20 protein-coding genes are annotated in these 22817 nt (G+C 68.3%); 11 read left to right on the forward strand and 9 right to left on the reverse strand.

The genetic code is table 11. The features are described from left to right. Positions 1–201 precede the first annotated feature (201 nt). Both BN1193_RS09805 and BN1193_RS09810 read left to right on the forward strand, forming a co-directional pair. Positions 202–1356 (forward strand): CaiB/BaiF CoA transferase family protein, encoded by a 1155-nt coding sequence (locus tag BN1193_RS09805; RefSeq protein ID WP_040166067.1) that lies wholly within the window; start codon positions 202–204, stop codon positions 1354–1356. Then, the gene (locus BN1193_RS09810) at positions 1353–2549 is read left to right on the forward strand and encodes an acyl-CoA dehydrogenase family protein (protein ID WP_040166069.1); all 1197 of its coding nucleotides are present in this window, start codon (positions 1353–1355) and stop codon (positions 2547–2549) included. The genes BN1193_RS09805 and BN1193_RS09810 overlap by 4 nt, the downstream gene beginning before the upstream one ends. A 35-nt stretch (positions 2550–2584) precedes the next feature. Here BN1193_RS09810 and BN1193_RS09815 read toward each other — a convergent pair whose 3' ends face one another. Both BN1193_RS09815 and BN1193_RS09820 read right to left on the reverse strand, forming a co-directional pair. Continuing rightward, positions 2585–3370, reverse strand: coding sequence for a crotonase/enoyl-CoA hydratase family protein (locus tag BN1193_RS09815; RefSeq protein ID WP_040166071.1), 786 nt, complete (start codon positions 3368–3370; stop codon positions 2585–2587). Between the two features lies 1 nt (position 3371). Then, positions 3372–4565 carry a thiolase family protein gene (locus BN1193_RS09820; RefSeq protein ID WP_040166073.1) on the reverse strand — a complete coding sequence of 398 codons (1194 nt, stop codon included), beginning with the start codon at positions 4563–4565 and terminating at the stop codon, positions 3372–3374. A gap of 86 nt (positions 4566–4651) precedes the next feature. Between BN1193_RS09820 and BN1193_RS09825 the strand changes: the two genes are divergently transcribed. Continuing rightward, on the forward strand, positions 4652–5707 hold the full coding sequence (locus BN1193_RS09825) for a 3-hydroxyisobutyryl-CoA hydrolase (RefSeq protein WP_052460629.1): 1056 nt from the start codon (positions 4652–4654) through the stop codon (positions 5705–5707). 14 nt (positions 5708–5721) lie between these two features. On the opposite strand, the gene BN1193_RS09830 is transcribed toward BN1193_RS09825, so the two are convergent. From BN1193_RS09830 to BN1193_RS09850, 5 genes are all read right to left on the reverse strand, one after another. Continuing rightward, a complete protein-coding gene (locus tag BN1193_RS09830; protein ID WP_040166075.1) occupies positions 5722–6486 on the reverse strand; it encodes an enoyl-CoA hydratase-related protein in 765 nt (254 codons plus the stop codon). Between the two features lie 101 nt (positions 6487–6587). Next, positions 6588–7613, reverse strand: a complete 1026-nt coding sequence (locus tag BN1193_RS09835) for an NAD(P)H-dependent flavin oxidoreductase (RefSeq protein ID WP_052460630.1) — start codon at positions 7611–7613, stop codon at positions 6588–6590. 20 nt (positions 7614–7633) lie between these two features. Then, the gene (locus BN1193_RS09840) at positions 7634–8398 is read right to left on the reverse strand and encodes a 3-hydroxyacyl-CoA dehydrogenase (protein ID WP_040166077.1); all 765 of its coding nucleotides are present in this window, start codon (positions 8396–8398) and stop codon (positions 7634–7636) included. Positions 8399–8565: 167 nt separating this feature from the next. Further along, positions 8566–9222, reverse strand: a complete 657-nt coding sequence (locus BN1193_RS09845; RefSeq protein ID WP_230206478.1) for a TetR family transcriptional regulator — start codon at positions 9220–9222, stop codon at positions 8566–8568. A 59-nt stretch (positions 9223–9281) separates the two neighbouring features. Then, the gene (locus tag BN1193_RS09850) at positions 9282–11039 is read right to left on the reverse strand and encodes a PEP-utilizing enzyme (protein ID WP_040166078.1); all 1758 of its coding nucleotides are present in this window, start codon (positions 11037–11039) and stop codon (positions 9282–9284) included. Positions 11040–11282: 243 nt separating this feature from the next. Here BN1193_RS09850 and surE point away from each other — a divergent pair, with 243 nt between their 5' ends. Both surE and BN1193_RS09860 read left to right on the forward strand, forming a co-directional pair. After that, entirely contained in the window at positions 11283–12077 is a 795-nt protein-coding gene (surE, locus tag BN1193_RS09855; RefSeq protein WP_040166080.1) for a 5'/3'-nucleotidase SurE, read from the forward strand. A gap of 21 nt (positions 12078–12098) precedes the next feature. Further along, on the forward strand, positions 12099–13526 hold the full coding sequence (locus tag BN1193_RS09860) for a 4-hydroxyphenylacetate 3-hydroxylase N-terminal domain-containing protein (protein WP_040166082.1): 1428 nt from the start codon (positions 12099–12101) through the stop codon (positions 13524–13526). Positions 13527–13757: 231 nt separating this feature from the next. Here BN1193_RS09860 and BN1193_RS09865 read toward each other — a convergent pair whose 3' ends face one another. Both BN1193_RS09865 and BN1193_RS09870 read right to left on the reverse strand, forming a co-directional pair. Then, positions 13758–14336 (reverse strand): MarR family transcriptional regulator, encoded by a 579-nt coding sequence (locus BN1193_RS09865; RefSeq protein ID WP_141396674.1) that lies wholly within the window; start codon positions 14334–14336, stop codon positions 13758–13760. Positions 14337–14422: 86 nt separating this feature from the next. Further along, the gene (locus tag BN1193_RS09870) at positions 14423–15928 is read right to left on the reverse strand and encodes an AMP-binding protein (RefSeq protein ID WP_040166087.1); all 1506 of its coding nucleotides are present in this window, start codon (positions 15926–15928) and stop codon (positions 14423–14425) included. 229 nt (positions 15929–16157) lie between these two features. On the opposite strand from BN1193_RS09870, the gene BN1193_RS09875 reads away from it, so the two are divergent. The 6 genes from BN1193_RS09875 to BN1193_RS09900 are packed head-to-tail and all read left to right on the forward strand — an operon-like array spanning position 16158 to position 22817. Then, positions 16158–17357, forward strand: a complete 1200-nt coding sequence (locus tag BN1193_RS09875; RefSeq protein ID WP_230206479.1) for a cytochrome P450 — start codon at positions 16158–16160, stop codon at positions 17355–17357. Then, entirely contained in the window at positions 17350–18783 is a 1434-nt protein-coding gene (locus tag BN1193_RS09880) for an aldehyde dehydrogenase family protein (RefSeq protein WP_040166088.1), read from the forward strand. Before BN1193_RS09875 ends, BN1193_RS09880 begins: the two co-directional genes overlap by 8 nt. Then, positions 18780–19571: an SDR family oxidoreductase gene (locus BN1193_RS09885; protein WP_040166090.1), complete on the forward strand. Its 792-nt coding sequence runs from the start codon at positions 18780–18782 to the stop codon at positions 19569–19571. The genes BN1193_RS09880 and BN1193_RS09885 overlap by 4 nt, the downstream gene beginning before the upstream one ends. Next, entirely contained in the window at positions 19568–21049 is a 1482-nt protein-coding gene (locus tag BN1193_RS09890) for a pyruvate, phosphate dikinase (protein WP_040166092.1), read from the forward strand. The genes BN1193_RS09885 and BN1193_RS09890 overlap by 4 nt, the downstream gene beginning before the upstream one ends. Then, the gene (locus tag BN1193_RS09895; RefSeq protein ID WP_052460631.1) at positions 21046–21774 is read left to right on the forward strand and encodes a TetR/AcrR family transcriptional regulator; all 729 of its coding nucleotides are present in this window, start codon (positions 21046–21048) and stop codon (positions 21772–21774) included. Before BN1193_RS09890 ends, BN1193_RS09895 begins: the two co-directional genes overlap by 4 nt. Next, positions 21771–22817, forward strand: a complete 1047-nt coding sequence (locus tag BN1193_RS09900; RefSeq protein ID WP_040166094.1) for a ferredoxin--NADP reductase — start codon at positions 21771–21773, stop codon at positions 22815–22817. The genes BN1193_RS09895 and BN1193_RS09900 overlap by 4 nt, the downstream gene beginning before the upstream one ends.

Raw genomic sequence — 22817 nt, forward strand, 5'->3', positions numbered from 1 at the left:
CGGTACTCCTTCGGATCGACACCAGCATAGCTATATCGTCTCTGCGACGATATAGCTATGCTGCGCGACCGACGTTCCCGCGCGAGAACGCCAGGATGAGTCGGGTCACCGACCGGAGGATTCAGCCGCGACGACCACCCACCCAAGCGGCCGTCCGACTGATTCCTTCCGCTCATCGAATCCGTCGCGGAGACTGATGGCATGAACCTCCCCCTCGACGGCATCCTCGTTGCCGATTTCAGCCGGGTCCTCGCGGGGCCGTACGCGACCGCGACCCTGGCGGATCTGGGTGCACGGGTGGTCAAGGTGGAGCGTCCCGGAACGGGAGATGACACCCGCGCCTGGGGCCCGCCGTGGACCGAGAACAGCGCGGCGTATTTCGAGAGCGCGAACCGGGGCAAGGAGTCCGTCGTCCTGGACCTCTCGGATCCGGACGACCTCGCATTGGCGCGGGAGTTGGCGCGACGGGCGGACGTCGTCGTGGAGAATTTCCGCCCGGGAGCTCTGGACCGATACGGTCTCGGCTATGACGACGTCCGTCGGGAGAACCCGCGGTCCGTGTACTGCTCGATCAGCGGTTTCGGCAACGCGGGCGGCGCTCACCTGCCGGGGTACGACTTCCTCGTCCAGGCGGTCGGGGGGCTCATGTCCATCACCGGCGCACCCGACGCCGACGGCGGCGCTCCGATGAAGGTCGGCGTCGCGCTCGTGGACGTTCTGACCTCGAAGGACGCGACCGTGGGCATCTTGGCGGCGCTGCATGCGCGGGAGACGACCGGCCGGGGCCAGCGGGTGGAGGTGAACCTGCTGTCGAGCCTGCTGAGTTCCCTGGTCAATCAGGCGTCGTCTTATCTGGCGACGGGGACGGCGCCGGGCCGACTGGGCAACGCCCACCCCTCGATCGCCCCCTACGAGTCACTACCGTGTGCGGACGGTCCGATCGCGCTGGCCTGCGGCAACGACGGACAGTTCCGCAAGCTCAGCACCGTCATCGGCGACGAGTCCCTCGCTGACGATGAGCGCTTCATCACGAATGCGGCGCGCGTGCAGAACCGCCCCGCTCTCGTCGCCGCACTGAGTGCGCTGCTGGCCACCGACACCACCGACGCGTGGGTGGAGAGGCTGCTCGCGGTCGGGGTTCCGGCCGGCAAGGTCGGCACGATCGCCGACGGATTCGCCCTCGCGACAGAGCTGGGGCTGGAGCCACTGGTCGACGTCGGGCCGGGCGTTCCGGCCCAGGTGCGGCATCCCGTCACGTTCTCCGACACCCCCATCACCGACTACACCGCTCCCCCTCGCCTGGGCGAGCACTCCCAGGCCGTGCGTGCCTGGCTGCGACAGGAGGAAACCTCATGAGCCACGTCGACCCGACCAAACTGCCCGTTCTCGACCCCACGGACCCCGCGGGCCTGGACGACCTGCTCAGCGCGGACGAGAAGGCGATTCGCGGGGCCGTGCGCCAGACGTTGGACGCGATCGCCGAACCGTACATCGCGGAGTGGTTCGAGCAGGGCTGCATCCCCAACATCAAGGAACTGACGCGGGAACTGGGATCCCTGGGCGTGCTGGGCATGCACCTGGACGGCTACGGATGTGCCGGCATGACCGCGACCGAGTACGGGTTGGCCTGCCTGGAGATCGAGGCCACCGACTCCGGGCTGCGCTCGCTGGTCTCGGTCCAGGGGTCGCTGGCGATGTTCGCGATCTGGCGGTGGGGCTCCGAGGAGCAGAAGCAGGAATGGCTGCCGCGGATGGCCGCCGGGGAGGCGATCGGCTGCTTCGGGCTGACCGAACCCGACGTCGGCTCGGACCCGGCGAACCTGCAGACCCGCGCCCGCCGCGACGGGTCCGACTGGATCCTCGACGGCCGAAAGATGTGGATCTCGAACGCCCCCTACGCCGACGTCGCCGTCGTCTGGGCGCACACGGAGGACGGCATCCGCGGGTTCGTCGTCCCCACCGACACCCCCGGGTTCTCCGCGCCGGAGATCAAGCACAAGCTCTCCCTCCGCGCCTCGGCCACCGGCGAGCTGATCCTCGATGGCGTGCGGCTGCCCGAGTCCGCGATGCTCCCCGAAGCCCGCGGACTGAAGGGTCCGCTGTCGTGCCTGAACGAAGCGCGATTCGGGATCGTGTGGGGATCGTTGGGAGCGGCCCGCTCCAGCCTGGAAGCGGCCCGCCGGTACTCGATCGACCGGGTCCAGTTCGGGAGGCCGATCGGCGGCTTCCAGCTGACCCAGCAGAAGCTCGCCGACATGTCGTTGGAGTACATCAAGGGATACCTCCTGGCCCTGCACCTGGGCCGCCGCAAGGATCAGAACACGCTGCGCCCCGAGCAGGTGTCCATCGGCAAGCTCAACAACGTGCGCGAAGCCATCGAGATCTGCCGCACCGCTCGGGGGATCCTCGGGGGAAACGGCATCAGCCTCGAATACCCGGTCATCCGCCACATGGTCAACCTCGAGTCCGTCCTCACCTACGAGGGCACCGTCGAGATGCACACGCTCGTCCTCGGCCAGGTCCTCACCGGCCAGTCCGCCTTCCGTTGAACCCCGTGCACCGGAGGATGCGGTCGGCCGCCGTCTCAGCGCCCCTTCCACTGGGGTGACCGCTTCTCAGCGAAGGCCTTCGCCCCCTCCCGTGCGTCGTCAGAGGTGAAGATGGGCATGATGACCGAGTCGTGGGCGGCCCAGATGTCGTCGGCCCAGTCAGACCCGAATTCGTCCGCTGTTCGCACGAACCGTTTCGACGCCTGCACGGCCAGGGGGGCGTTCGCGGCGATGCTCTCAGCGAGAGCGAGCGCGGCCGAAAGCACCTCGCCATCATCGACCACCCGGTTGATCAGGCCGAGGTCGAGTGCCCTGTCCGCCGAGAGGGGCTCGCCCGTGAGCAGCGCCTCGAGTGCCAGCTTGCGAGGCACCTGCCGCGGGAGACGAATGACTCCGCCCGCTGCCGCGACCAGGCCGCGCGTCACCTCGGGGAAGCCGAGCTTGACCGAGCGCCCCGCGACCGCCAGGTCGCTGGCGAGGACGAGCTCCGAACCGCCGCCGAGGGCGAACCCGTTCACGGCCGCGATCACCGGCTTGTCGACCACGTGCCGGACGAATCCCGCAAACCCCCACTCGGGGTGTTCCGGATCCTCGGCCGACTCGCCGCGCGCGAAGGCCTTCAGGTCCATTCCCGCACAGAAGGCCCGGGTACCGCTGCCGGTGAGCACGATGGCCCGAACCTCCGGGTCGGACGCGGCCAGTTCGAGCGCCGCGCCGAGCGCACTCGACAGCGCCTCGTTCACGGAGTTCATCGCCTCCGGGCGATTCAGAGTGAGAAGCGCGACGTTGCCACGCAACTCGTAGAGGACTTCGTGGCTCATTTCACACCCGCTCGATGATCGTCGCGTTGGCCATGCCGGCACCCTCGCACATGGTCTGCAGGCCGTAGCGGCCACCCGTGGCTTCGAGGTGGTTTACGAGGGTAGCGAGCAGCCGGGTGCCGGAGGATCCGAGCGCGTGCCCGAGGGCGATCGCCCCACCCCGCGGGTTGAGCTTCTCCAGCGGCGCTCCGGTCTCTCTCGCCCACGCCAGGGGAACGGGTGCGAACGCCTCGTTCACCTCGAACGCGTCGATGTCGTCGATCGTCAGATTCGCGCGCTCGAGCACCTTGTTCGTGGCCGGGATCGGGCCGGTGAGCATGAGAATCGGGTCGTCGCCGACGACCGAGAAGGAGACGAAGCGCGCCCGTGGCCGGAGCCCAAGCTCACGCGCACGCTCCGCGGACATGATGAGCGCCGCGGAGGCACCATCGGTCAGGGGCGAGGAGTTGCCGGGCGTGATCGTCCAGCGGATCTGCGGGAAGCGCTCGGCGTAGTGATCGGTCCGGAACGAGGGCGACAGTCCGCCGAGTCCATCGACCGTCGTGGCTGCGCGGACGGTCTCGTCTACGAGGTGAGTGCGGGAGTCCCCGGCTGCATCGTTGACCTCCACGGGCACGATCTCATCGTCGAAGAGACCGTTCGAAGCGGCTTCGGCCGAGAGGGCGTGCGAGCGGGCGGCGTACTCGTCGAGCTCGGCCCGGCTGAACCCCCACTGGGCGGCGATCAGCTCTGCCGCGATCCCCTGATTCACGAGGCCCTCGGGGTATCGCGCGTGGACCTTCGTTCCCACGAAGTCCTTGCCGAGGGTGCTGATCCCCATCGGGACGCGGCTCATCGATTCCACACCGCACGCGATAACGATGTCCTGGAAGCCGGACATGATGGCCTGCGCCGCGAACGTGGCGGCCTGCTGGCTCGATCCGCACTGCCGGTCGATCGTGGTGGCGGGGACGTGCTCCGGGAATCCCGCAGCCAGGACGGCGCTGCGAGTGAGGTTGGTCGACTGCTCCGCGGCCTGCTGCACGCACCCCCCGATGACGTCGTCTATCGCGGAGGGATCGATTCCGGTCCGGGCGACGAGAGCCTGGAGGACCGTGGCCAAGAGATCGACGGGATGCGTGCCGGACAGGGCTCCTCCCGGCTTTCCGCGCCCCGAGGCGGTTCTGACGACGTCGACGATGACGACTTCACGCATGGCTGCTCCTTCGTGCGGTGAGGACACCAACTTAGCGAGCGTTAGATAAATTGTCTAGTCTGGGAACGACTCCGAAAGGACTGCTCATGGAACGACAACTCGACGACCCACGGGTGCTCAGCGAGGTCCACGGCCGAGTCGGCCACATCCGGCTCAATCGGCCGGAGGCGCTGAACGCCTTGGAATTCGGCATGATCACGGCCATCACGGACACCCTGGATCGATGGCGCGAGGACGACGAGGTCTGCGCGATTCTGCTCTCGGGCGCCGGCGATCGGGCACTGTGCGCCGGCGGCGACATTCGCGCCTCACAGGACCCCGATTCCCCGTTCACGTCGGAGCAGTTTCTTCGCACCGAGTACGCGCTGAACCTGGCGATCGCGACCTACCCCAAGCCCTACGTCGCCATCATGCATGGGCTCGTGCTGGGTGGCGGCATGGGGCTCAGCGCGCATGGCAGTCACCGCATCGTCACGCATGGCTCCCGACTGGGCATGCCCGAGGTGGGCATCGGCTTCATCCCGGACGTCGGCCTCACCCACGTGCTCTCTCGGCTGGCCGGAGAGACCGGCACGCATCTCGCGCTCACGGGCAGCCTCGTCGGACCCGGAGACGCCATCCTGCTCGGGCTCGCCGACGACTTCGTTCCCCGCGAGTGTCTTCCCTCGTTGATCGCTGACCTCGAGACAGGCGGCCCGGAGGCGAGCATCGCCCGGTACACAGCACCCGCGCCGACGGCCGCCCTGGCCGGCGCGCAGGCGTGGATCGATGAATGCTATGTCGGGGACGACGTCGAGGCGATCATCCGGCGACTGTCGGCGCACCCCGCTCCCGCGGCGCGGGAGGCGGCGGCGACCATCCTGACTCACTCCCCCACGGCGCTCACCCTGGCGCTGCGCGCCCTCAGGGAGGCGAGGGACGACAGCAGTCTGGAGCAGTCCCTCGATCGCGAGTTTCGCGTCGCGGTGCGAGCGTTCGCCAGTGCGGAACTCGCCGAAGGCGTCCGAGCGCAGCTCTTGGACCGTGACAGAAGCCCGCGGTGGAACCCCTCGTCGCTACGACTGGTCGGTCCGGACATCGTCGCGCCGTACTTCGCGCCGGTGCAGCCGCCACTGCAGCTGCAGCGGCGCCGCACGGTGTGACGTCGACACCGAGGCTACGCCGCGTCGCCGAGGAAGGCGGCGATTCTCCGGCCAGCGTCTTCGCCGCCCGCAAAGCGGGCGATGGACTCAGCCTCGGCGTCCAGACGGCGCGCCAGTGAGTCCTGCTCCTCGGCGGACAGAAGCAGGGCCTTCACTCCCGCGACCGCAGGTCCGCTACCCGCGCGGAGCACCCCCAACAGCGCGTCGAGCTCGGCCTCGAGCTGGTCTGAGCCGACCCGCCGGGTGACGATGCCGTCCCGCTCGGCCCGGTCGCCGTCGAGCACGGGATTCGTCAGTGCGATCTCGTACGCCCGGCGCCGCCCCACAATACGGGGCAGGAACCAGGACGCACCACAGTCCGGCGTCAGGCCGACCGCGCCGTAAGCGAGGACGAAACGGCTGCGGTCGCCCGCGAGGACGACATCGGCGCCGAGGACGAAAGCGAGCCCGGCTCCGGCCGCCGCGCCGTCCACGACCGCCACCACCGGGACCGGGGCGGACGCGAGCGCGCGGACCGCCCGGTGTGCGTGACCGGCGAGGGCCTGAAGGTGCGCACCGCGATCCGGGGCGGACACCATCTCGCGCAGATCGCCGCCTACGCAGAAGGCGCGACCGGCGCCCCGCAGGACGACGGCGACCGTTGCGTCCCACGAGACCGCTTCCAGCGCTTCCGCCAGGAGACGAGCGGTGTGCAGATCCAGCGCGTTGCCGCTGTCTGGCCGGTTGAAAGTGACACTGACGACTCCGTCAGCCTGTGAGACGAGCACGGTCTCTGCCATGGTGGCCTGCCTTTCTCCGTCGTGGAGTTCGGTGAGTGGTTCTCCGGGGTGCCACCGAGCGTGGCTCCCCGGAGTGTGGTGTCAGCCCCGGCGTCGACGGCTCAACGAGCGCTGACCGCGAGAGCGGAGGCGTCGACCCCCGAGGTGGGCGTGGAGGCGCGGGACATGAGAGCGTTCATGCGCGCGAACACCGCCTCCGCCTCCGCAACGATGCGCGAGACCAGCACATCGCAGGTCGGGATGTCGCGGATCAGGCCCTGCGAGGTACCGACGGTCCAGATTCCGGCCTCGAGGTCACCCTGCTCGTAAACGAGGCGGCCCCGTGCACCGGCGACGAGCTCGCGGACGTCGGGGAACTGACCGCCGTTGCGGAGGATCTCGACGACCTCGCGACTCACTGAGTTGGAAGCGACCCGGGATGTGTTGCGCAGCGGACGGAAGATCAACTCCGTATCCAGCTCGGTGGCGGCCAGGATGTGGTCCTTGACCGACTGATGGATGGGGGCCTCGACTGTGGACATGAACCGCGTGCCCATGTTGATTCCGTCAGCGCCCAGTGTCAGCGCCGCCGCCAGGCCGCGGCCGTCTGCGAACCCACCCGACGCGATCATCGGAATGTCGATGCGGTCGGCGGCCGCTGGGATGAGGACGAGCCCGGCGATGTCGTCCTCACCCGGGTGGCCGGCGCACTCGAAGCCGTCGATGGAGATGGCGTCGACGCCGAGGTCCTGCGCCTTCACCGCATGCCGGACACTCGTGCACTTATGAATGACCTTGACGCCGGCGTCGTGGAAGAACGGCAGATGCGGTGCCGGGTTGGAGCCGGCCGTTTCGACGATCTTGACCCCGCTGTCAATGATGACCTGACGGTACTCGTCGTACGGTGGCGGTGAGATCGAGGGAAGGATCGTGAGGTTGACCCCGAAGGGTTTGTCGGTCAGGTCCTGCGCCCGGGCGATCTCCTCGCGGAGGAGTTGCGGCGATCCCGGGGTGAGGCCGGTGATGATGCCGAGTGCGCCGGCGTTCGAGACGGCCGCGGCGAGCTCCGCCCGCCCGACCCACATCATCCCGCCCTGGACGATGGGGGCCTCAATGCCGAAGGCCTCGGTGAACTTCGTGGTGATCATGGTCGTTACCTCTCTACAGGTCAGCGCGCAGCCATCCGGATGGCACCGTCGAGCCGGATCGTCTCGCCGTTGAGCATCGGGTTGGCGATGATCTGCGTGACGAGGAGCCCGAACTCCGAGGGCGCACCGAGGCGCGAAGGGTGCGGGACCTGCTTGCCGAGCGAGTCGCGCGCCGCCTCGGGCAGCGTCGCCAGCAGGGGGGTTTCGAAGATACCGGGAGCGATCGTGACGATGCGGATCTGCGTAGCCGCGAGTTCGCGCGCGATCGGCAGCGTCATGCCGACGATCGCCGCCTTGGACGCAGAGTAGGCGGCTTGGCCGATCTGACCGTCGAACGCCGCGACCGACGCGGTGTTGATGATGACTCCGCGCTCGTCGGCGTCGGCACGGTCCAGCTGCTGCATGCGAGCCGCGGCCAGCCGGACGACATTGAAGGTTCCGACCAGGTTCACGTCGATGACCCGCTGGAAGACGTCGAGCGGGTGGACGCCGGAACGACCGACCACCTTCGTCGCCGGGCCCAGTCCGGCGCAGTTCACCACCACCCGCAGTTCGCCGAGTTCTGCAGCCACATCGAGAGCTGCTTCGACCTGCTCTTCGGAGCGCACGTCCGCGGCCGCGAATCGCACGCGACCGGGATTGTCCGCCTCGAACTGCGGGCCGCTCGACTGCGGCAGGTCAACGACGACGACCTTCGCACCTCCGGCGAGCAACGCTTCCGCGGTGGCCCGGCCCAGACCCGAGGCTCCTCCGGTGACGACCGCTACTGCACCTGTGACATCCATGGAGAGTCCTTTCTCTCGACGCGGTTTGATCATACTTAGCGAGCGCTAGATAACCACACATCGATCGCACTGTCCAGCCCGAGAAGAAACGACGGGTGGTCGGCGTCAGGCGGCGGGAACGACGGGTGGGTCGATGTCAGGCGGCAGGAACGACGGGTGGGTCGATGTCAGGCGGCCGGGACCGGGTAGCCCACCATCCGGAGGACGAGTCGCGCGTAGCGGTGAGCGACGTCGGCAGGACTGCTGCCGCCGCCGTGCTGATACCAGCGCGGCACCGCCTGCGTGAGCCCCAGGATGGCGCGGCGGGTTTCGGAGATGTCGTCGATCACGAAAACGCCCGCCTCGGCACCGTCGGCCAGGATCTGCTGCACGCAGCCCTCCAGCCGATCGCGTTGCGCGACGTAGAGCGCGTGGTTCTCGGGTCCGAGATAGCGCGACTCGGCCGCGTCGATCGCGGCCGTGCGGGCGCTTGTCACCGACAGGACGATGAACTCCACAACGCGGGCGAGCCGTTCGGCCGGGTCCTCACCCTCGGACGCCTCTCGCTCGACGCCGCGGACGACGGGCTCGAGCGAGGACATCAGGACCGCGCGTAGCAGGCCCTCTTTGTTGTCGTAGTGATAGTAGAGGGAGGGAACGGTCAGACCCGCCCGGCGCGCGATCTCCCGCACGGATGCACCGTGGAAGCCATGTTCGTTGAAGACTTCCAGTGCTGCGGAGAGGATGGGCCCCAGGACGGGCGTCTCGACCTCGCGCTGACCAGCCACGTCGTCTCCTTCGGTCGTCCGAGCTTGTTCCAGCCTATCGCGCGCCGGGTCGCTCACTCCGGATGAGGACGAGGACGAGGACGAGGCGTGTGGGACGCCTCGTCCTCGCAGAGTGGTCAGCTGACCGGGACGGGCTCACGTTCCAGCAGCGTCACGGTCCCGGCGCCGCCATCCACCTCGACCAGGTCTCCGGTCCGGATCCGCTTGGTGGCCTGATTCACCGAGACCACGCAGGGGATGCCAAGTTCCCGACTCACGATCGCCGCGTGGGAGAACGGCGCACCCACGTCCACCACGACCGCTGCGGCGCCGACGAACAGCGGCGTCCAGGACGGGTCAGTGATCGGCGCGATGAGCACCTCATCAGGTTCGAGTTCGTCGACGTCGTCGGGGTTGAGCACGACTCGCGCCCGCCCGCGCGCCGAACCGGAACTCCCCGGGACCCCCGCGATGGTGGCGCCGACCGTGATCCCATCGGCGACCTGCGACGAGCGCTTGTCCCACTCCGCAATCGGCGGCAGGTCTCCGGCCACCACGAACGGAGGAACGATCTCGAAGAGGCCGAGGTACACGCGCTTCCGGTCGGCGACCACCGGTCCGAACGGTGCCGGGTCGGCAAGGAAGTCGTCGAGCTCGTTCTCGAAGAGCATGAAGATGTCGTGCGCGTCGGCAATGTCGCCTCGAGCGACGGCGCGGCGCCCGAGTTCGAGGCCCGCGAGGCGGATTTCATGAATGACCTTCGCCGCCGTCGTGCGCCCCCGCTCTCGCCCGCGCAGCCACAACGCTGCGGCGTTGAGGATCATCTCGAACTGGCCGGTGGCTTCCGCATCACCCGCGAGCGCCTCACGGACGGCCGCCACGGTTGCCTCACGTTCGGCAGCACGCCGGGATCCGGCCGCCGCAGGGTCGGCCTCGGCACCGGATCGACGCATCCGCTCGATCGCGGCGAGGGCGATTTCAGGTTTCACACCCCATGTGTCCGCGTGGATCTCCCACTCGGACGGTCCGCGGAAGTCCCACTTCTCCAGGAACGCGTCCAGCTGCATGGCGAAGTCGATGACGGACGCCTCGGCGCTACCGTGGAGCCGCTCGTACAGCCCTTCCGTGCCCTCGTCGAAGTGCGCTGCGACAGCCGGGTGCTGAGCGGCGCGGCTCAGGCGGTACATGTCCAGCGAGGGGCCGGTCGAGTCCACATCGCCGATGCCGCTCACGAGCGTCAGAGCGATCTCGGGTTTGCCGATCGCCGCGGTGAACTGCGCCACCGCGCCGAGTCCGACGCCGGATTTCAAACTGGCCTCGATGTGGTGCTGAAACAGCCGCACGAGGAGGTCCTCGAACGACACGATGCGCGCGCGCAGCTCTCCATCCGACAGCCCGGACAGGTCGGGGCGGTTCGCGCGGATCTCGTCCACCTCGGCCTTGTCGGCGTCGTAGGCGGCGAGGTCGGTCGCCCCCAGCACATCCCGCTGCAGCCACGCGCCGGCCTTTTCGGTGAAGGCAGGGTCGTCGTCGAAGTCCCGTCGCTCACTCTCGTAGCTCGGGATGCCGGGCATGTCGCCGAAGTACTGCAGGTCGACGGCTTCGGCGCCCATCCCCGGCACACGCACGCCGAAGAGCCGCATGAGCGACATGTTGATGTACAGGTAGCTCCCGAACGCCGGGAGGACGTTCTTGTCCACCGCAGTGTCGTAGAGGTCCTGGTCCCACACGCCGCAGGCGACGAACGCCGCCCGCCAGCCCGGCTCCAGGCAGCGCTGGAAGCCGGCTGTCGCGTTGAGGGGGCTGATGGGGTCAGGAAAGATCTCTCCCACGTTCGCGCGAGAGTACAGCGGGAATACCGCGGATGGCTCGTCGATGATCGGCCACTGAGACACGTATGTCCTCCTTCGTTGCGAGTCGAAGGCGGCGTCGAGCGGGCGATATGCCCGAGCGAAAGCGACGCTGCATTCGCAATTGCCATGATACTGAACCGCCGAGTTGCCGATGTCAAGCCCGATCTTCCGCTCCTGTCCGCGTGCAGGTAATCAGATGATCGCTGCCACCTAGACAAAACTGTGAATAATGAGTCACACTTGGCGAGTGGTTGCAACGGAGCACAAACCCAGCAGAGGTGAGACATGCGCATTCTTCTGACCAACGACGACGGCGTCGGCGAACGCGGGATGGTCGCGCTGGCCCAGGTCCTGATCGACGCGGGGCATGACCTCGTGGTGGTCGGGCCCACCAGCGAGCGCAGCGGCAGCGGTACGGCCGTCGGGCCGATCGAGCACGGGGCGATCATCCCCATGGAGAAGCGCGCCCTCGACACCTCGCCCCCGCTGGAGGGCTACGCGCTCGACGCTCCGCCCGCCATGGCGGTGATCGCCGCGCTCTCGGGGCTGTTCGGGCCGCGCCCGGATCTGGTGATCAGCGGGATCAACGCCGGCCACAACGTCGGCCGGTCCATCCTCTTCTCGGGCACGGTCGGAGCTGCGGTGAGCGCCGCGATGCTCGGCATCCCGAGCATCGCGATCAGCTCCGGCTTCGCGCCGGACCACAGGTTCGACACCGCGGCGCACGTGGCCGCGGCGGTCGTGGAGTGGTTCGACGCGAACGGGATGCCGCGGATCTGCGTCAATGTCAACGTGCCGGACGTCGACCTCGACGACATCGAAGGATGCCGCGTCACCCATCTCGCGCCGCACGGCATGTTCGCCATTGACCTCAGCCTCGAGACGGACGCGCTGACGCTGCGCCGGAAGCCCGCCAGGCGGCGGCTGGGCGGTGGAACCGATATCGACGCGATCACGGGCAACAGCATCGCCATCAGCGCGCTCCGGCCGCTGGACAGCATCGATGATGAGGCCTGCTCGGGGCTCGCCGAGCATCTGTCCGGCGCATACCTCGGCGCTTCGTCGACCAGAACGCACTAGAACCACAGAAAGGGCCACACCATGACACTGCGCACCGCAGACGAGTACCGAGAGGGCCTCCGAGACGGACGCCGGGTGATCTACCGCGGCCAGCCCGTGGCGGATGTGACGGAGTTCGACGAGTTCGATGCCGCCATCGCCCACTCGGCACACGGCTACTCGATCGCCGACACCGACCCGGGACTCGCCGTCGCGTTCGACGACGAGGGCACCCCGTACTCGGCCTTCTACCGCACGCCGCGATCCCCGCAGGATCTCATCGAGCGCGGAAAGCTCATCGAGACGGTCTGCCGCTACGGCGTCGGCACCATCGTCCTCAAGGAGGTCGGCAGCGACGCACTCTTCGGCCTGCTGCGCGCCACCGTGGGCGAAGGTCGCGAGAACGCACAGCGGTACTGGCAGCACGTCATCGACAACGATGTCGCCCTCGCGGTGGCGCAGTCCGATGTGAAGGGCGACCGCGCGAAGGGACCCTCCGCCCAGGCTGACCCCGACCTGTACCTCCACGTCGTCGCGGAGGACGAGGACTCGATCACCGTCTGCGGCGCGAAGGTGCACACGTCGTTCTCGGCCAACGCCGACGAGCTGATCGTGATCCCCACCCGTGCGCTGGGTCCCGGCGACGAGGCCTATGCCGTCGCCTTCGCGATCCCCGTCGACACACCGGGCGTCAGCCTGTACGTGTCGCCCTACCTCGACGCTCCGCGGAACAGCTTCGAACACCCGATCTCATCACAGCACAAGATGCTCGAGAGCCTGACGGTCTTCGACAACGTGCGGGTGCCGAAGTCGCGCGTGTTCCTCAACGGCGAGGTCGAGCGTGCCGGGCAGATCGCTCTGGCCTTCGTCGATTACCACCGGTTCACGGCGATCAACTACAAGCTCCCGCTGCTGGACGCGCTGGTCGGTGCCGCGTCGCTGGTCGCGGAGGCGAACGGGATCTCACGCGCCGCGCATGTTCGCGCGAAGATGACCGACCTGATCAGCTATACCGAGACCGTTCGCGGCTTCGCTCAGCTCGCCGCGGTCCGCGCGTTCGAGGGCGAGGGCGGAGTCTGGCTCCCGGACCCGCTGTCGACCAACCTCGCCAAGTATCACTTCGCGCACGGCTTCCCGGAAGCCGTGCGCACGGTGATCGACCTGGCCGGAGGACTCGTCGCGACCGGACCCGGAGGCGACGACTGGGCTGACCCGGAGGTGCGCGCGGTGCTCGAGAAGTACTTCGCGGCCGCCGTACCCGCGGAGGAGCGCCTGCGGATCATCCACCTCATCGGAGACCTCTTCACGGGCTCGTGGGGCGGGTATCAGACCGTTCTGGCCACCCATGCCGAAGGCTCGCTCGAAGCCGAGAAGCTGCAGATCTCACGATCGTTCGACGCCGAGCCTGCGCGCGCGTACGTGCGTGACCTCCTGGCCCGGGCCACGGAGCCGGCACCCCTGTCCGCGTGATGCCTCGATTCCCCTCCCCGCGCGCACTCGGCTGAGGACGCCGCAGACCGCTCCCCGGAAGCCCGCCCCACTGGCGGCTTCCGGGGAGCGATTCTCTTTCCCGAGCCGGATAAATCGGGTGGCACGAGCATGGACCCATCCCAGCGCCCCAGACCGCCCGCCCCGCCGACGCGAAAGGTCTGGCCCCGCACGCGGCGGGGCCAGACCAGATCACTCGGACGGGGCTCCGGCTCAGCCCTCGTCGTGCTCGTTCCGCTCGCGGCCGGCGAGCAGGATGAGATCCTCGTGCAGCTCCATCCAGATGTCGTGGTAGCTCTCGCTCATGGGGCGCAGGAACGCACCTGATTCACCACTCTGCACGCGCCGGAGCGCGGCATCGAGCCTGTCGGCGTACCGCGCCAGGCGCGGCTCGACCGTCGAGGACGAGCGCAACAGCGCCGTGGCGCGGGCGTTGACGGTGGCCGCCTCCTCAACCACCGAGCCGTCATAGCCCTGGTCGTCGTGCGCGTTGGGCGAGCCGTCGGGCCGGGTCTGCCAGGAGGCGAACACCCGTTTCATCTCTCCATTGATCGGCAGGAATGCGGCCAGTGCGTCTTCCACGCCCCGGCGACGCTCGGCATCGTCGAGCCGTTCCGCGAGCAGCGTCGCATGGAGCTCCCTGCCCTCGGGGGTCAGCGAGGTGAAGGCGATCCTGCCCTCGCGGTGCCGGGCGAGGCCGGCGCCCGTCAGCACAGCTCGGCGGTCGGCGGCCTGAGCGTCCGATATCCCGAGCATGTGGGCATACGCCTCATCGCTCGCGCGGCCTTTCACGCGGAGAGCGTGCAGATCATCGAACCGGATCGATGCGGGGTACGTCGTCGCCATGGTGTTCCTCTCGAGTCGGGGGTGTCCGTCAGTCACTGTGACAGCAGAGTGTCATGGAGTGCCCTCTTGTTGAGTTTGCCCGTGGGCAAACGCGGCAGTGAGTCCACGATCAGGACGCGCTTGGGGGCCTTGAACGTCGCCAGCCGCTCGCGCGCGTGCGCGATGAGCTCCGCCTGCACGTCACCGTCGGCTGGCTGGTTGAGTTCGACCACCGCCAGCACCCTCTCACCGAATTCGCGATCGGGTTCGCCGAGCACCGCGACGTCTCGCACCAGGGGATGCGATTGGATCACGGCCTCGATCTCGTCGGGGTAGATGTTCACTCCGCCCGAGACGATGGTGTAGCCCTTGCGGCCCTTCAGGTAGAGGAAGCCGTCCTCGTCGAGCGTGCCGAGGTCGCTCATGCTCTTCCATCCGTCGCGGACGCCCGATGGCTGCTCGCCCTGGTTGACGTACTGCTGCACACCGAGCGCCTCGAACCACACCGTGCCGACCGCCCTCGCCGGGAGCTCCGTGCCGTCCTCGTCGGTGATGTGGATCTGCGTCGCACCGAGCGGGCGCCCGACCGAGCCGACGCGCTCCCGAGATTCGAGCGGCGATATGTACGTGTGACCGTAGCCTTCGGAGGCACCGTAGTACTCGTGCAGGATCGGCCCCCACCACTGGTCGATCTGCTGCTTGATCTCGGGAGCACACGGGCCGCCGGAGGTGACCGCCGCCACATGCGTCGGCGAGAGTTCAACGTCGTGGGTGCGATGGAATTCGACCAGCCGGATGAGCATCGTCGGAACCCACTGGGAGAGCGTCACCTCGTGCTCGACGATGGCGGCCATCGCGGCGGCGGGATCGAACTTCTCGAGGCAGACGACGGTGCCACCGGCTGCCAGCGTCGCGAGCTGGAAGGTGAATGGTGCGGCGTGGTAGTTCGGCGCCGGCGACAGCAGCACCGCCGACGGACCGACTCCGAGCTTCTCCATGAGACCGCTGTGACGGCTGGGGGCTTGGGAAGGATGGACACCGAGGAGTTGCTGACGGAACGCCTTCGGCGTGCCGGTCGTGCCGCCGCTGTAGAGCACGCGGGCGCCGAAAACCTCATCGTCGATGGGCGAGGCGCTCGATCTCGCCAGCTCCTCCGAGAACGTCAGGAAGCCCTCCGCCCCATCGCCGACGCAGAGCCGCAGACAGGGTCGGCCACCAAGAGCCTCGGCGACCGTCGCGGCGAGGGTCGGACTGGTGACCACGGCGGCCGGCCGAGCTTCGGCGATGAGGGCACTGAGCTCGTGCGCGCGAAGGTGAGAGTTGACCGGAGTCACGTACAGCCCGGATCGCATTCCGGCCGCCACGGCGATCGGCCACTCAATGCGGTTCTCCAGTGCCAGGATGAGGGTGTCACCGGTTCTCACCCCGGCGGCGCGGAGGCGCTGCGCAAGGCGATTGGACGCCTCGTCCAGCTGGGCATAGGTCAGCGAGGCTCCGGACCCGGCCATCACATACGCCAGTCGGTCAGGGGCGGTGCGGGCGGTTGTTGCGGGATACATCGGACTCCGTCGTCGTCAGAACTGAGGGGAACGACGCGGGCCTTTTTGTGAAACTCGCGTCACTCTTTCATAACCAAGATAGCTCGGTTCGGATCAGACGACAACCTACAGACGAGAGCGAATACGCCGAAACAAGGCTTCCCGGTGGGCACCGCGGCACCGCGACTTCCGCTCCCGGCATGAATGTGGTTTAGTGACAGAGCAATCACAAAAGCAAGGAGGCATTGTGATGAGTGATGCACCCGTCGACCTGATGGACCTCGCCGCGTTCGAACGCGGTACCGACGGTGAGCTGTTCGCCACCCTGCGGGATCGGGATCCGCTCCACTGGAACGACGAGCCCGACGGCCCGGGTTTCTGGTCAGCGACCCGCTATGAGGACGTCAAAGCTGTGGCCAGCGATCCGGAGTTGTTCACCGTGGTGGACGGCACGCAGATCCAGAGCCGGCGAGCCGAAGGTGAAGGGGCGCGCAGCATCCACCATGTCGACCCGCCCGAGCACGGCCCGCTTCGGAAGATCGCCGCGGCCCACATCCGCCCGACCCGGATCCGCGACCTCGAGCCCGACATCGTGTCGGTCATCGATCAGCTTCTCGACGAGACGCAGGATCGCGGCTCGGTCGATTTCGTGGATAGCATCGCCGCCAAGCTCCCTCTGGTGATGATCGGCCGCCTGCTCGGGGCGCCGCTCGAGGATTGCCCGCACCTGCTTCGCTGGACGAACCAGATGGCGTCGGAGGACCCCGACTACTCGGAAGGACCCGAGACCGCGGTGAAGGCCCGCGACGAGGTTTTCGACTACTTCCGCGCGCTCGAGGACCAGCGACGAGCACACCCCACGGGGGACCTCGTCAGCGTCCTCGCGGCCGCCGAGATCGACGGCGTGCCCTTGTCTCGCGGATACCTGGATGCCTACTACCTCATCGTGATGGTCGCCGGCAACGAGACCACGCGGAATCTGCTGACCGGCGGCGTGGCCGCGCTCGCCGAGAACCCGCAATGGTGGGACTACATGCGTGAGAACCCCGACCAGATCCGGGTCGTCGTCGAAGAGATGGTGAGGTGGGTGACACCCGTGATCTCCATGCGACGCACCGCGACCCGCGAGACCGAGATGCACGGCAGGCTGATCAAGCCGGGCGACAAGGTCGTCATGTGGTTTGCCTCCGCGAACCGCGACGAGCGCGCCTTCGAGCGGCCCGACCAGTTCATCGGCGATCGATTCCCCAACGAGCACCTCGGATTCGGCTGGGGCGCGCACGGGTGCCTTGGCGCGAACCTGGCGCGCCTGGAGGCGCGACTCTTCTTCGAGCGCATCATTCAGCGTGGACTGACGATCGACGTCGACGCGGCGCCGTCACGCCTGCGCAGCAACTTCTTCCGCGGTGTGAAGCGCCTCCCCACGACGATCCGGAGCGTTGATGCCTGAGTTGACCATCACCGACGACGCCGTCTCGTTGATCGACGGCGAACCGGTCGTCGCTCGCGGACAGCGAATCCCGGTCCGCAGCGCCTACACCCAGCAGACCCTCGGACATGTCGTCGAGGCCGACGACACGGTCGTCGATCGTGCGGTGAACGCCGCACGAACGGCCTTCGTGGACTGGAGCGCGCGGTCGATCGAGGAGCGCGCAGAGCTCGTGCGCCGCGCGGCGGACGTCATCGAGGAACAGGGCGCGACCATCGCCGAGCTCGTCACGGCCGAGATGGGCATGCCCATCTCGCTCTCGCGCGCGACGCAGTGGAAGCTTCCGGCCAGCGTGCTGCGCACCGCGGCGGAACGCGTGACCGACGTGCCGTGGAATGAGCCCATCACCGGCGCCACGCTCCACCGGCGTCCGAGCGGTGTCGTGGCAGCGATCAGTCCCTGGAACATGCCGACCTACCAGACGGTCGCCAAGGTGGCCGCGGCCCTCGTGGCCGGATGCACCGTGGTCATCAAGCCATCGGTGCAGACGCCGTTCGACGCCGCGGAGTTCGTGCGGCTGCTGCACGCCGCCGGCATCCCCGAGGGCGTCGTGCAGCTCGTCCAGGGCTCGGGGTCCGTCACCGGTGCCGCACTGTCCCGGCACCCCGGCGTCAACCACGTCTCCTTCACCGGCAGCGTCGACGCCGGCAAGAGCGTCGCGGGACTTGCCGCGACCACGCTCGCACGCTGCACGCTGGAGCTCGGAGGCAAGTCGCCGGCCGTCGTCCTCCCGAGCGCGGATCTCGAGCGCGTGATTCCGGCGATCCTCGCGAGCGGTTTCGTGAACGCCGGGCAGGCGTGCAACGCCACGACGCGCCTCGTGGTGCCGGCCAACAAGGTCGGCGAGATCGAGGAGCTCGTGCGAGCGAGCATCGGCTCATTCGTGATCGGGGACCCGTTCGACGAGGCGACGCTCATCGGCCCCCTCGCGAGCGTCGCGCACGGCGAAGGAGTGACCGGTTTCATCGAGCGTGCGTTGACCGACGGCGGCCGTCTCGTCACCGGCGGGCCCGAGCGTCTCGACGGCTACGGAGCCGGCTACTTCCTCGCCCCGACGGTCATCGCAGATCTCCATCGCTCGGCCGAGGCCGTCCAGGAGGAGATCTTCGGGCCCGCGCTCGTCATCCAGCCGTACGACGGAATCGACGACGCGGTCGCCGTCGCGAACGACACCCGGTTCGGGCTGTCGGCCGAGGTGTGGGGTCCGCAAGACCTCGCTCTCACGGTGGCGCAGTGCGTGCGCGCAGGACAGGTCAAGGTCAACGGCGTGCGGACGCGAGAGCGGCCCGGCGTGCCCTTCGGCGGTGTGGGCGAGTCCGGCTACGGCCGCGAGCTCGGGGCGCTGGGGATCGAGGAGTTCACGGACCTGTCGGCGGTGATGTCGTGAGCAGAACGGTTCTCGTCACAGGTGCCGCATCGGGCATCGGCGCTGCCCTCGTCGATCAGTTGGTCGCCCGGGGCGACGAGGTCATCGGCTGGGACGTCCGGACCGGCTCGCATCCTGCGGCGTCCTACGTGCCGGTCGACCTGGCCGACCCGCAGGCGATCGCACTCGCCGCCGCCCGACTGCCGGAGGAGCTCCATGGCGTTGCCAACGTGGCCGGTGTGCCCGGCACGGCCGCACCGGAGCAGGTGCTGCGTGTCAACGTACTCGGACCGCGGCGCGTCGTGGACGCGGTCCGGGAGCGGCTGGTGCCGGATGCGGCGGTCGTCAACGTCGCGTCCCTTGCGGCGGCGCGAAACAAGGTCGACGCGCACGGCCTGGCGGCGCTGCGCGCCGTTCGCACGAACGATCAGCTCGGCACCTGGCTCGCGGATCGGGAGATCGACGGCGCGGCCGCGTACGACACGTCCAAACGGATCCTGCTGGACTACTCCACCTCGCTCGCCGCGGAACTGCTGCCGATGGGGGTCCGCGTGGTGGCCGTCAGCCCGGGGCCCATTGAGACCCCGATCCTGGCGGACTTCGAAGCGACCATGGGCAAGGACGCCATCGGCAGATCGAGCGTCGCCGTCGGCCGCCATGGCCGGCCGGACGAAGTGGCCGCCGTCGTCGCCTTCGCCCTCTCCCGAGCCGCGTCCTGGCTGAACGGCATCGAGATCCGCGTCGATGGCGGCCTCACCGCATTACGGGCCGCTGCTGAACTCACCTCCCTCGAAGGGAACCCCTCATGACCACGCACGTGCAGTACCTCGACGGCACCGTCAAGTTCACCCGCGCCGAAGTCGGCGGCAAGGCGTACAGCATCAACGAGATGCGGCGCCTGGGAATGCCCGTCCCGCCGGCGTTCGTTCTCCCGACGGCCGAGTGCGCGGTCTACCGGGAGGCGGGAGACCGCATTTCCGAGGACGCGTGGGATCAGATCACGGGGGCGATCGCAGGGCTCGAGGCGGCCACCGGACGGACGTTCGGCGCTGGCCCCTCGCCGCTGCTCCTGTCGGTGCGGTCCGGAGCAGCCGAGAGCATGCCGGGCATGATGGACACGGTCCTGAACCTCGGTCTGAACGAAGAGCTGGTCGACGCACTCGCCAGCGGATCGGGCGACGAGGAGTGGGCGCAGGACACCTGGCACCGCTTCGTCGAAAGCTACGCCATCATCGTGGCGGGCGACGCGACGGCCCGTCCTCCACAGGATCCGTGGGAGCAGCTTCGCGCCGCGATCGGAGCGGTGTTCCTCTCGTGGGAGAGCCCGCGCGCGGTCGCCTACCGCAGTCGACACGGACTGGACGGCCTGAGCGGAACCGCCGTCACCGTGCAGGCGATGGTCTTCGGAAACCGGGACTCGGAATCCGGTACCGGCGTGCTGTTCAGCAGGAACCCCTCCACGGGCGAGGCCCAGATGACCGGCGACTGGCTCGCCCGCGCGCAAGGCGAGGAAGTGGTGTCCGGGAGCCGGACGCCGGAGACTCTGGACTCCTTCGCCACGAGCCACCCCGAGCTTCATCGGGAGCTCGAGCGGATCGCCGCACTGGTGGAGCACGAGCTGCACGACATGGCCGACATCGAGTTCACCGTCGAGAGCGGTCGCCTGTACGTGTTGCAGAGCCGGGTGGGCAAGCGCTCCCCCACCGCTGCCGTTCACATCGCCGTGGATCTCGTGCGCGAAGGTGTGATCGACCAGGACGAGGCCGTCCGTCGGCTGTCGGATGAGCACGTCGCCCGGCTCGCCGAGACGAACTCGGCGGATACCTCAGCACCAGTACTCGCCCGCGGTGCGGGAATCGGCACGGGGGTCGCGTCAGGCGTCGCGGTCACCGACGTGGACGAAGCGGAAGATCGAGCCATGGCGGGCGAAGACGTCGTGCTGGTACGCGGCATGACGGCTCCCGACGACGTTCCCGCGATGTTCGAGTCGGTCGCCGTCGTCACCGAGACCGGGGGGCCGACCTCTCACGCTGCGCTCGTGTGCCGCGAGATCGGCCTGCCCTGTGTCGTGGGCTGCGGAGCGGGCACCATCGCGGCACTCGTCGGGAAGCAGATCACCGTCGACGGCACGTCGGGGCTGATCTACGAAGGCGCAGCCGATATCGGGACTGTGTCCGCGGATGCTCACCTCGCCGAATTCCTCGCCTACGTCGACTGGCCGCTGCCCGAAGGGCACACGCTCGCGCCGCTGGCTCATCTGGTGACGACAAGGGAGGTGGGACGGTGACGATACCGCCCGAAGAGGGAACGCGCGCCTACGCGGAGCGAGTGCTCGTGGAGAGCGGGCTGCTGGAGCAGGGGGGACCGCTCCACAAGCGACCCAACCGGCGAGGAGAAGCGACCCGCGACCGCATCATCCAGGCTGCAGTCGAATGCTTCACCGAGTACGGCTACACGAAGACCCGCGTGTCCGACATCACTCATCGTGCCGGTACAGCGCAAGGCAACTTCTATCGGCATTTCACCTCGTTGGACGACGTGTTCCTCGCCGCGCTCGCACCGGCCCTCGAGGACCTGGCCTCGCCGTCCAGTCGACAGGACCGCCGCCACGGCGAGCTGGAGAGCCTGATCGACGCGAGCACCGCCTACCTCACGGCGTACTCGCGGCATCGTCACATGCTCCGTCTGCTCCGTGAGGCGGCGGCCGTGGGAAGCAACGACGGATTCCGGACGCTGTGGCTGCGCGTGCGTCAGGACTACGTGGATCGGACCCTGCGGTGGCTGGAGCGGTTGGAGCAGCGCGGCGTGCTTTCACCGGGTGAAGACAAGCCGATGCTGGCGGAGGTGCTGGGCTGCATGACCGAGCAGGTCGCGTACGTGCACGTCGGCATGGTCCCGACGGCGCCGCGTCGCGAAGAGCTCGAGCGCCTGGGCGTCGCACTGGGAACGGCATGGTTCCGCACCGTGCCACGGCGCCGTACCGCCGATCAGGAGGAGGAGATCGGTTCATGAACGCGACCGCGAGCAGCACCATCAGGCGGACCCGCCAGCTCGGCGCGGAGCTCCGCGTCGCGAAGGTCGTGCGAGAGACGGACGACACCGTTTCGCTGTGCTTCGATGTGCCCCGGGAACTGGCCGACGAGTTCGCCTATAAGGCGGGGCAGTTCATCACCATCCGGGTTCCCGCCGGCGACACGGGTTACGCCCGTTCCTATTCGCTCTCGAGCGCGCCCGGGATCGATGACCTTCTGACGATCACGATCAAGCGCGCGGCGGGGGGCCGCGCCTCCGGTTGGCTTGTCGAGAATGCGCAGATCGGAATGACCTTCCGGGTGCTGCCCCCTTCGGGCGTGTTCACCGTGAGCGACGACGCGCGCGACCTTCTGCTCATCGCAGCGGGGAGCGGCGTCACGCCTGTCTTCTCAATCCTCAAGTCTGCGCTGCAGTCCGGAAGTGGGCGCGTGACAGTCGTGACCAGCCACCGCACCCCCGCGGACGCCATCTTCCTGACGGAGCTCTCCGAGCTCCAGGCCGCGCATCCGGGACGGCTGACGGTGATCAGCCGGTACACCGCGACCGACGGACGTCTGACCGCCGAGCAACTCGCGCTGCTCACCGAGGGCATCAACTGGCAGGACGCTTTCATCTGCGGACCTGAGAAGTTCATGTCCGCCGCCCGGATCGCGCTGCGTGCAGATCCGAGCAGACGGGTCCATCTCGAGGAGTTCACGAGCCTCGAGGGCGACCCCTTCGAATTGGAAGAGGTTGTGACCGATTCGGCGACCGCCATGCCAGCGCAAGTCCACCTGGACGGACAGACTCATGACATCGACTGGCCGCCGGAGTCCACGCTGGTCGATGTGCTCCTCAGCCGCGGTGTTCGCGTGCCCTATTCCTGCCGTGAGGGAGACTGCGGCTCGTGTATCTCCAAGCTCACCCAAGGTCGCGTGGAGATGGCCTGCACAGACGCCCTTGAGGAAGAGGACATCGAGGACGGATACATCCTGGCGTGCCAGGCGCGCCCCCTCGGAGGACCACTCCGCGTCGACTTCTGA

Origin of the sequence: Microbacterium gorillae (assembly GCF_000826185.2) — a bacterium.
In the GTDB taxonomy this organism is placed as follows: domain Bacteria; phylum Actinomycetota; class Actinomycetes; order Actinomycetales; family Microbacteriaceae; genus Microbacterium; species Microbacterium gorillae.

Bases quoted from the DNA above. Each gene is read 5' to 3' on its own strand.
- BN1193_RS09805 (WP_040166067.1), top strand. From the start codon at position 202: ATGAACCTCCCCCTCGACGGCATCCTCGTTGCCGATTTCAGCCGGGTC.
- BN1193_RS09810 (WP_040166069.1), top strand. From the start codon at position 1,353: ATGAGCCACGTCGACCCGACCAAACTGCCCGTTCTCGACCCCACGGAC.
- BN1193_RS09815 (WP_040166071.1), bottom strand. From the start codon at position 3,370: ATGAGCCACGAAGTCCTCTACGAGTTGCGTGGCAACGTCGCGCTTCTC.
- BN1193_RS09820 (WP_040166073.1), bottom strand. From the start codon at position 4,565: ATGCGTGAAGTCGTCATCGTCGACGTCGTCAGAACCGCCTCGGGGCGC.
- BN1193_RS09825 (WP_052460629.1), top strand. From the start codon at position 4,652: ATGGAACGACAACTCGACGACCCACGGGTGCTCAGCGAGGTCCACGGC.
- BN1193_RS09830 (WP_040166075.1), bottom strand. From the start codon at position 6,486: ATGGCAGAGACCGTGCTCGTCTCACAGGCTGACGGAGTCGTCAGTGTC.
- BN1193_RS09835 (WP_052460630.1), bottom strand. From the start codon at position 7,613: ATGATCACCACGAAGTTCACCGAGGCCTTCGGCATTGAGGCCCCCATC.
- BN1193_RS09840 (WP_040166077.1), bottom strand. From the start codon at position 8,398: ATGGATGTCACAGGTGCAGTAGCGGTCGTCACCGGAGGAGCCTCGGGT.
- surE (WP_040166080.1), top strand. From the start codon at position 11,283: ATGCGCATTCTTCTGACCAACGACGACGGCGTCGGCGAACGCGGGATG.
- BN1193_RS09860 (WP_040166082.1), top strand. From the start codon at position 12,099: ATGACACTGCGCACCGCAGACGAGTACCGAGAGGGCCTCCGAGACGGA.
- BN1193_RS09870 (WP_040166087.1), bottom strand. From the start codon at position 15,928: ATGTATCCCGCAACAACCGCCCGCACCGCCCCTGACCGACTGGCGTAT.
- BN1193_RS09875 (WP_230206479.1), top strand. From the start codon at position 16,158: ATGAGTGATGCACCCGTCGACCTGATGGACCTCGCCGCGTTCGAACGC.
- BN1193_RS09880 (WP_040166088.1), top strand. From the start codon at position 17,350: ATGCCTGAGTTGACCATCACCGACGACGCCGTCTCGTTGATCGACGGC.
- BN1193_RS09890 (WP_040166092.1), top strand. From the start codon at position 19,568: ATGACCACGCACGTGCAGTACCTCGACGGCACCGTCAAGTTCACCCGC.
- BN1193_RS09900 (WP_040166094.1), top strand. From the start codon at position 21,771: ATGAACGCGACCGCGAGCAGCACCATCAGGCGGACCCGCCAGCTCGGC.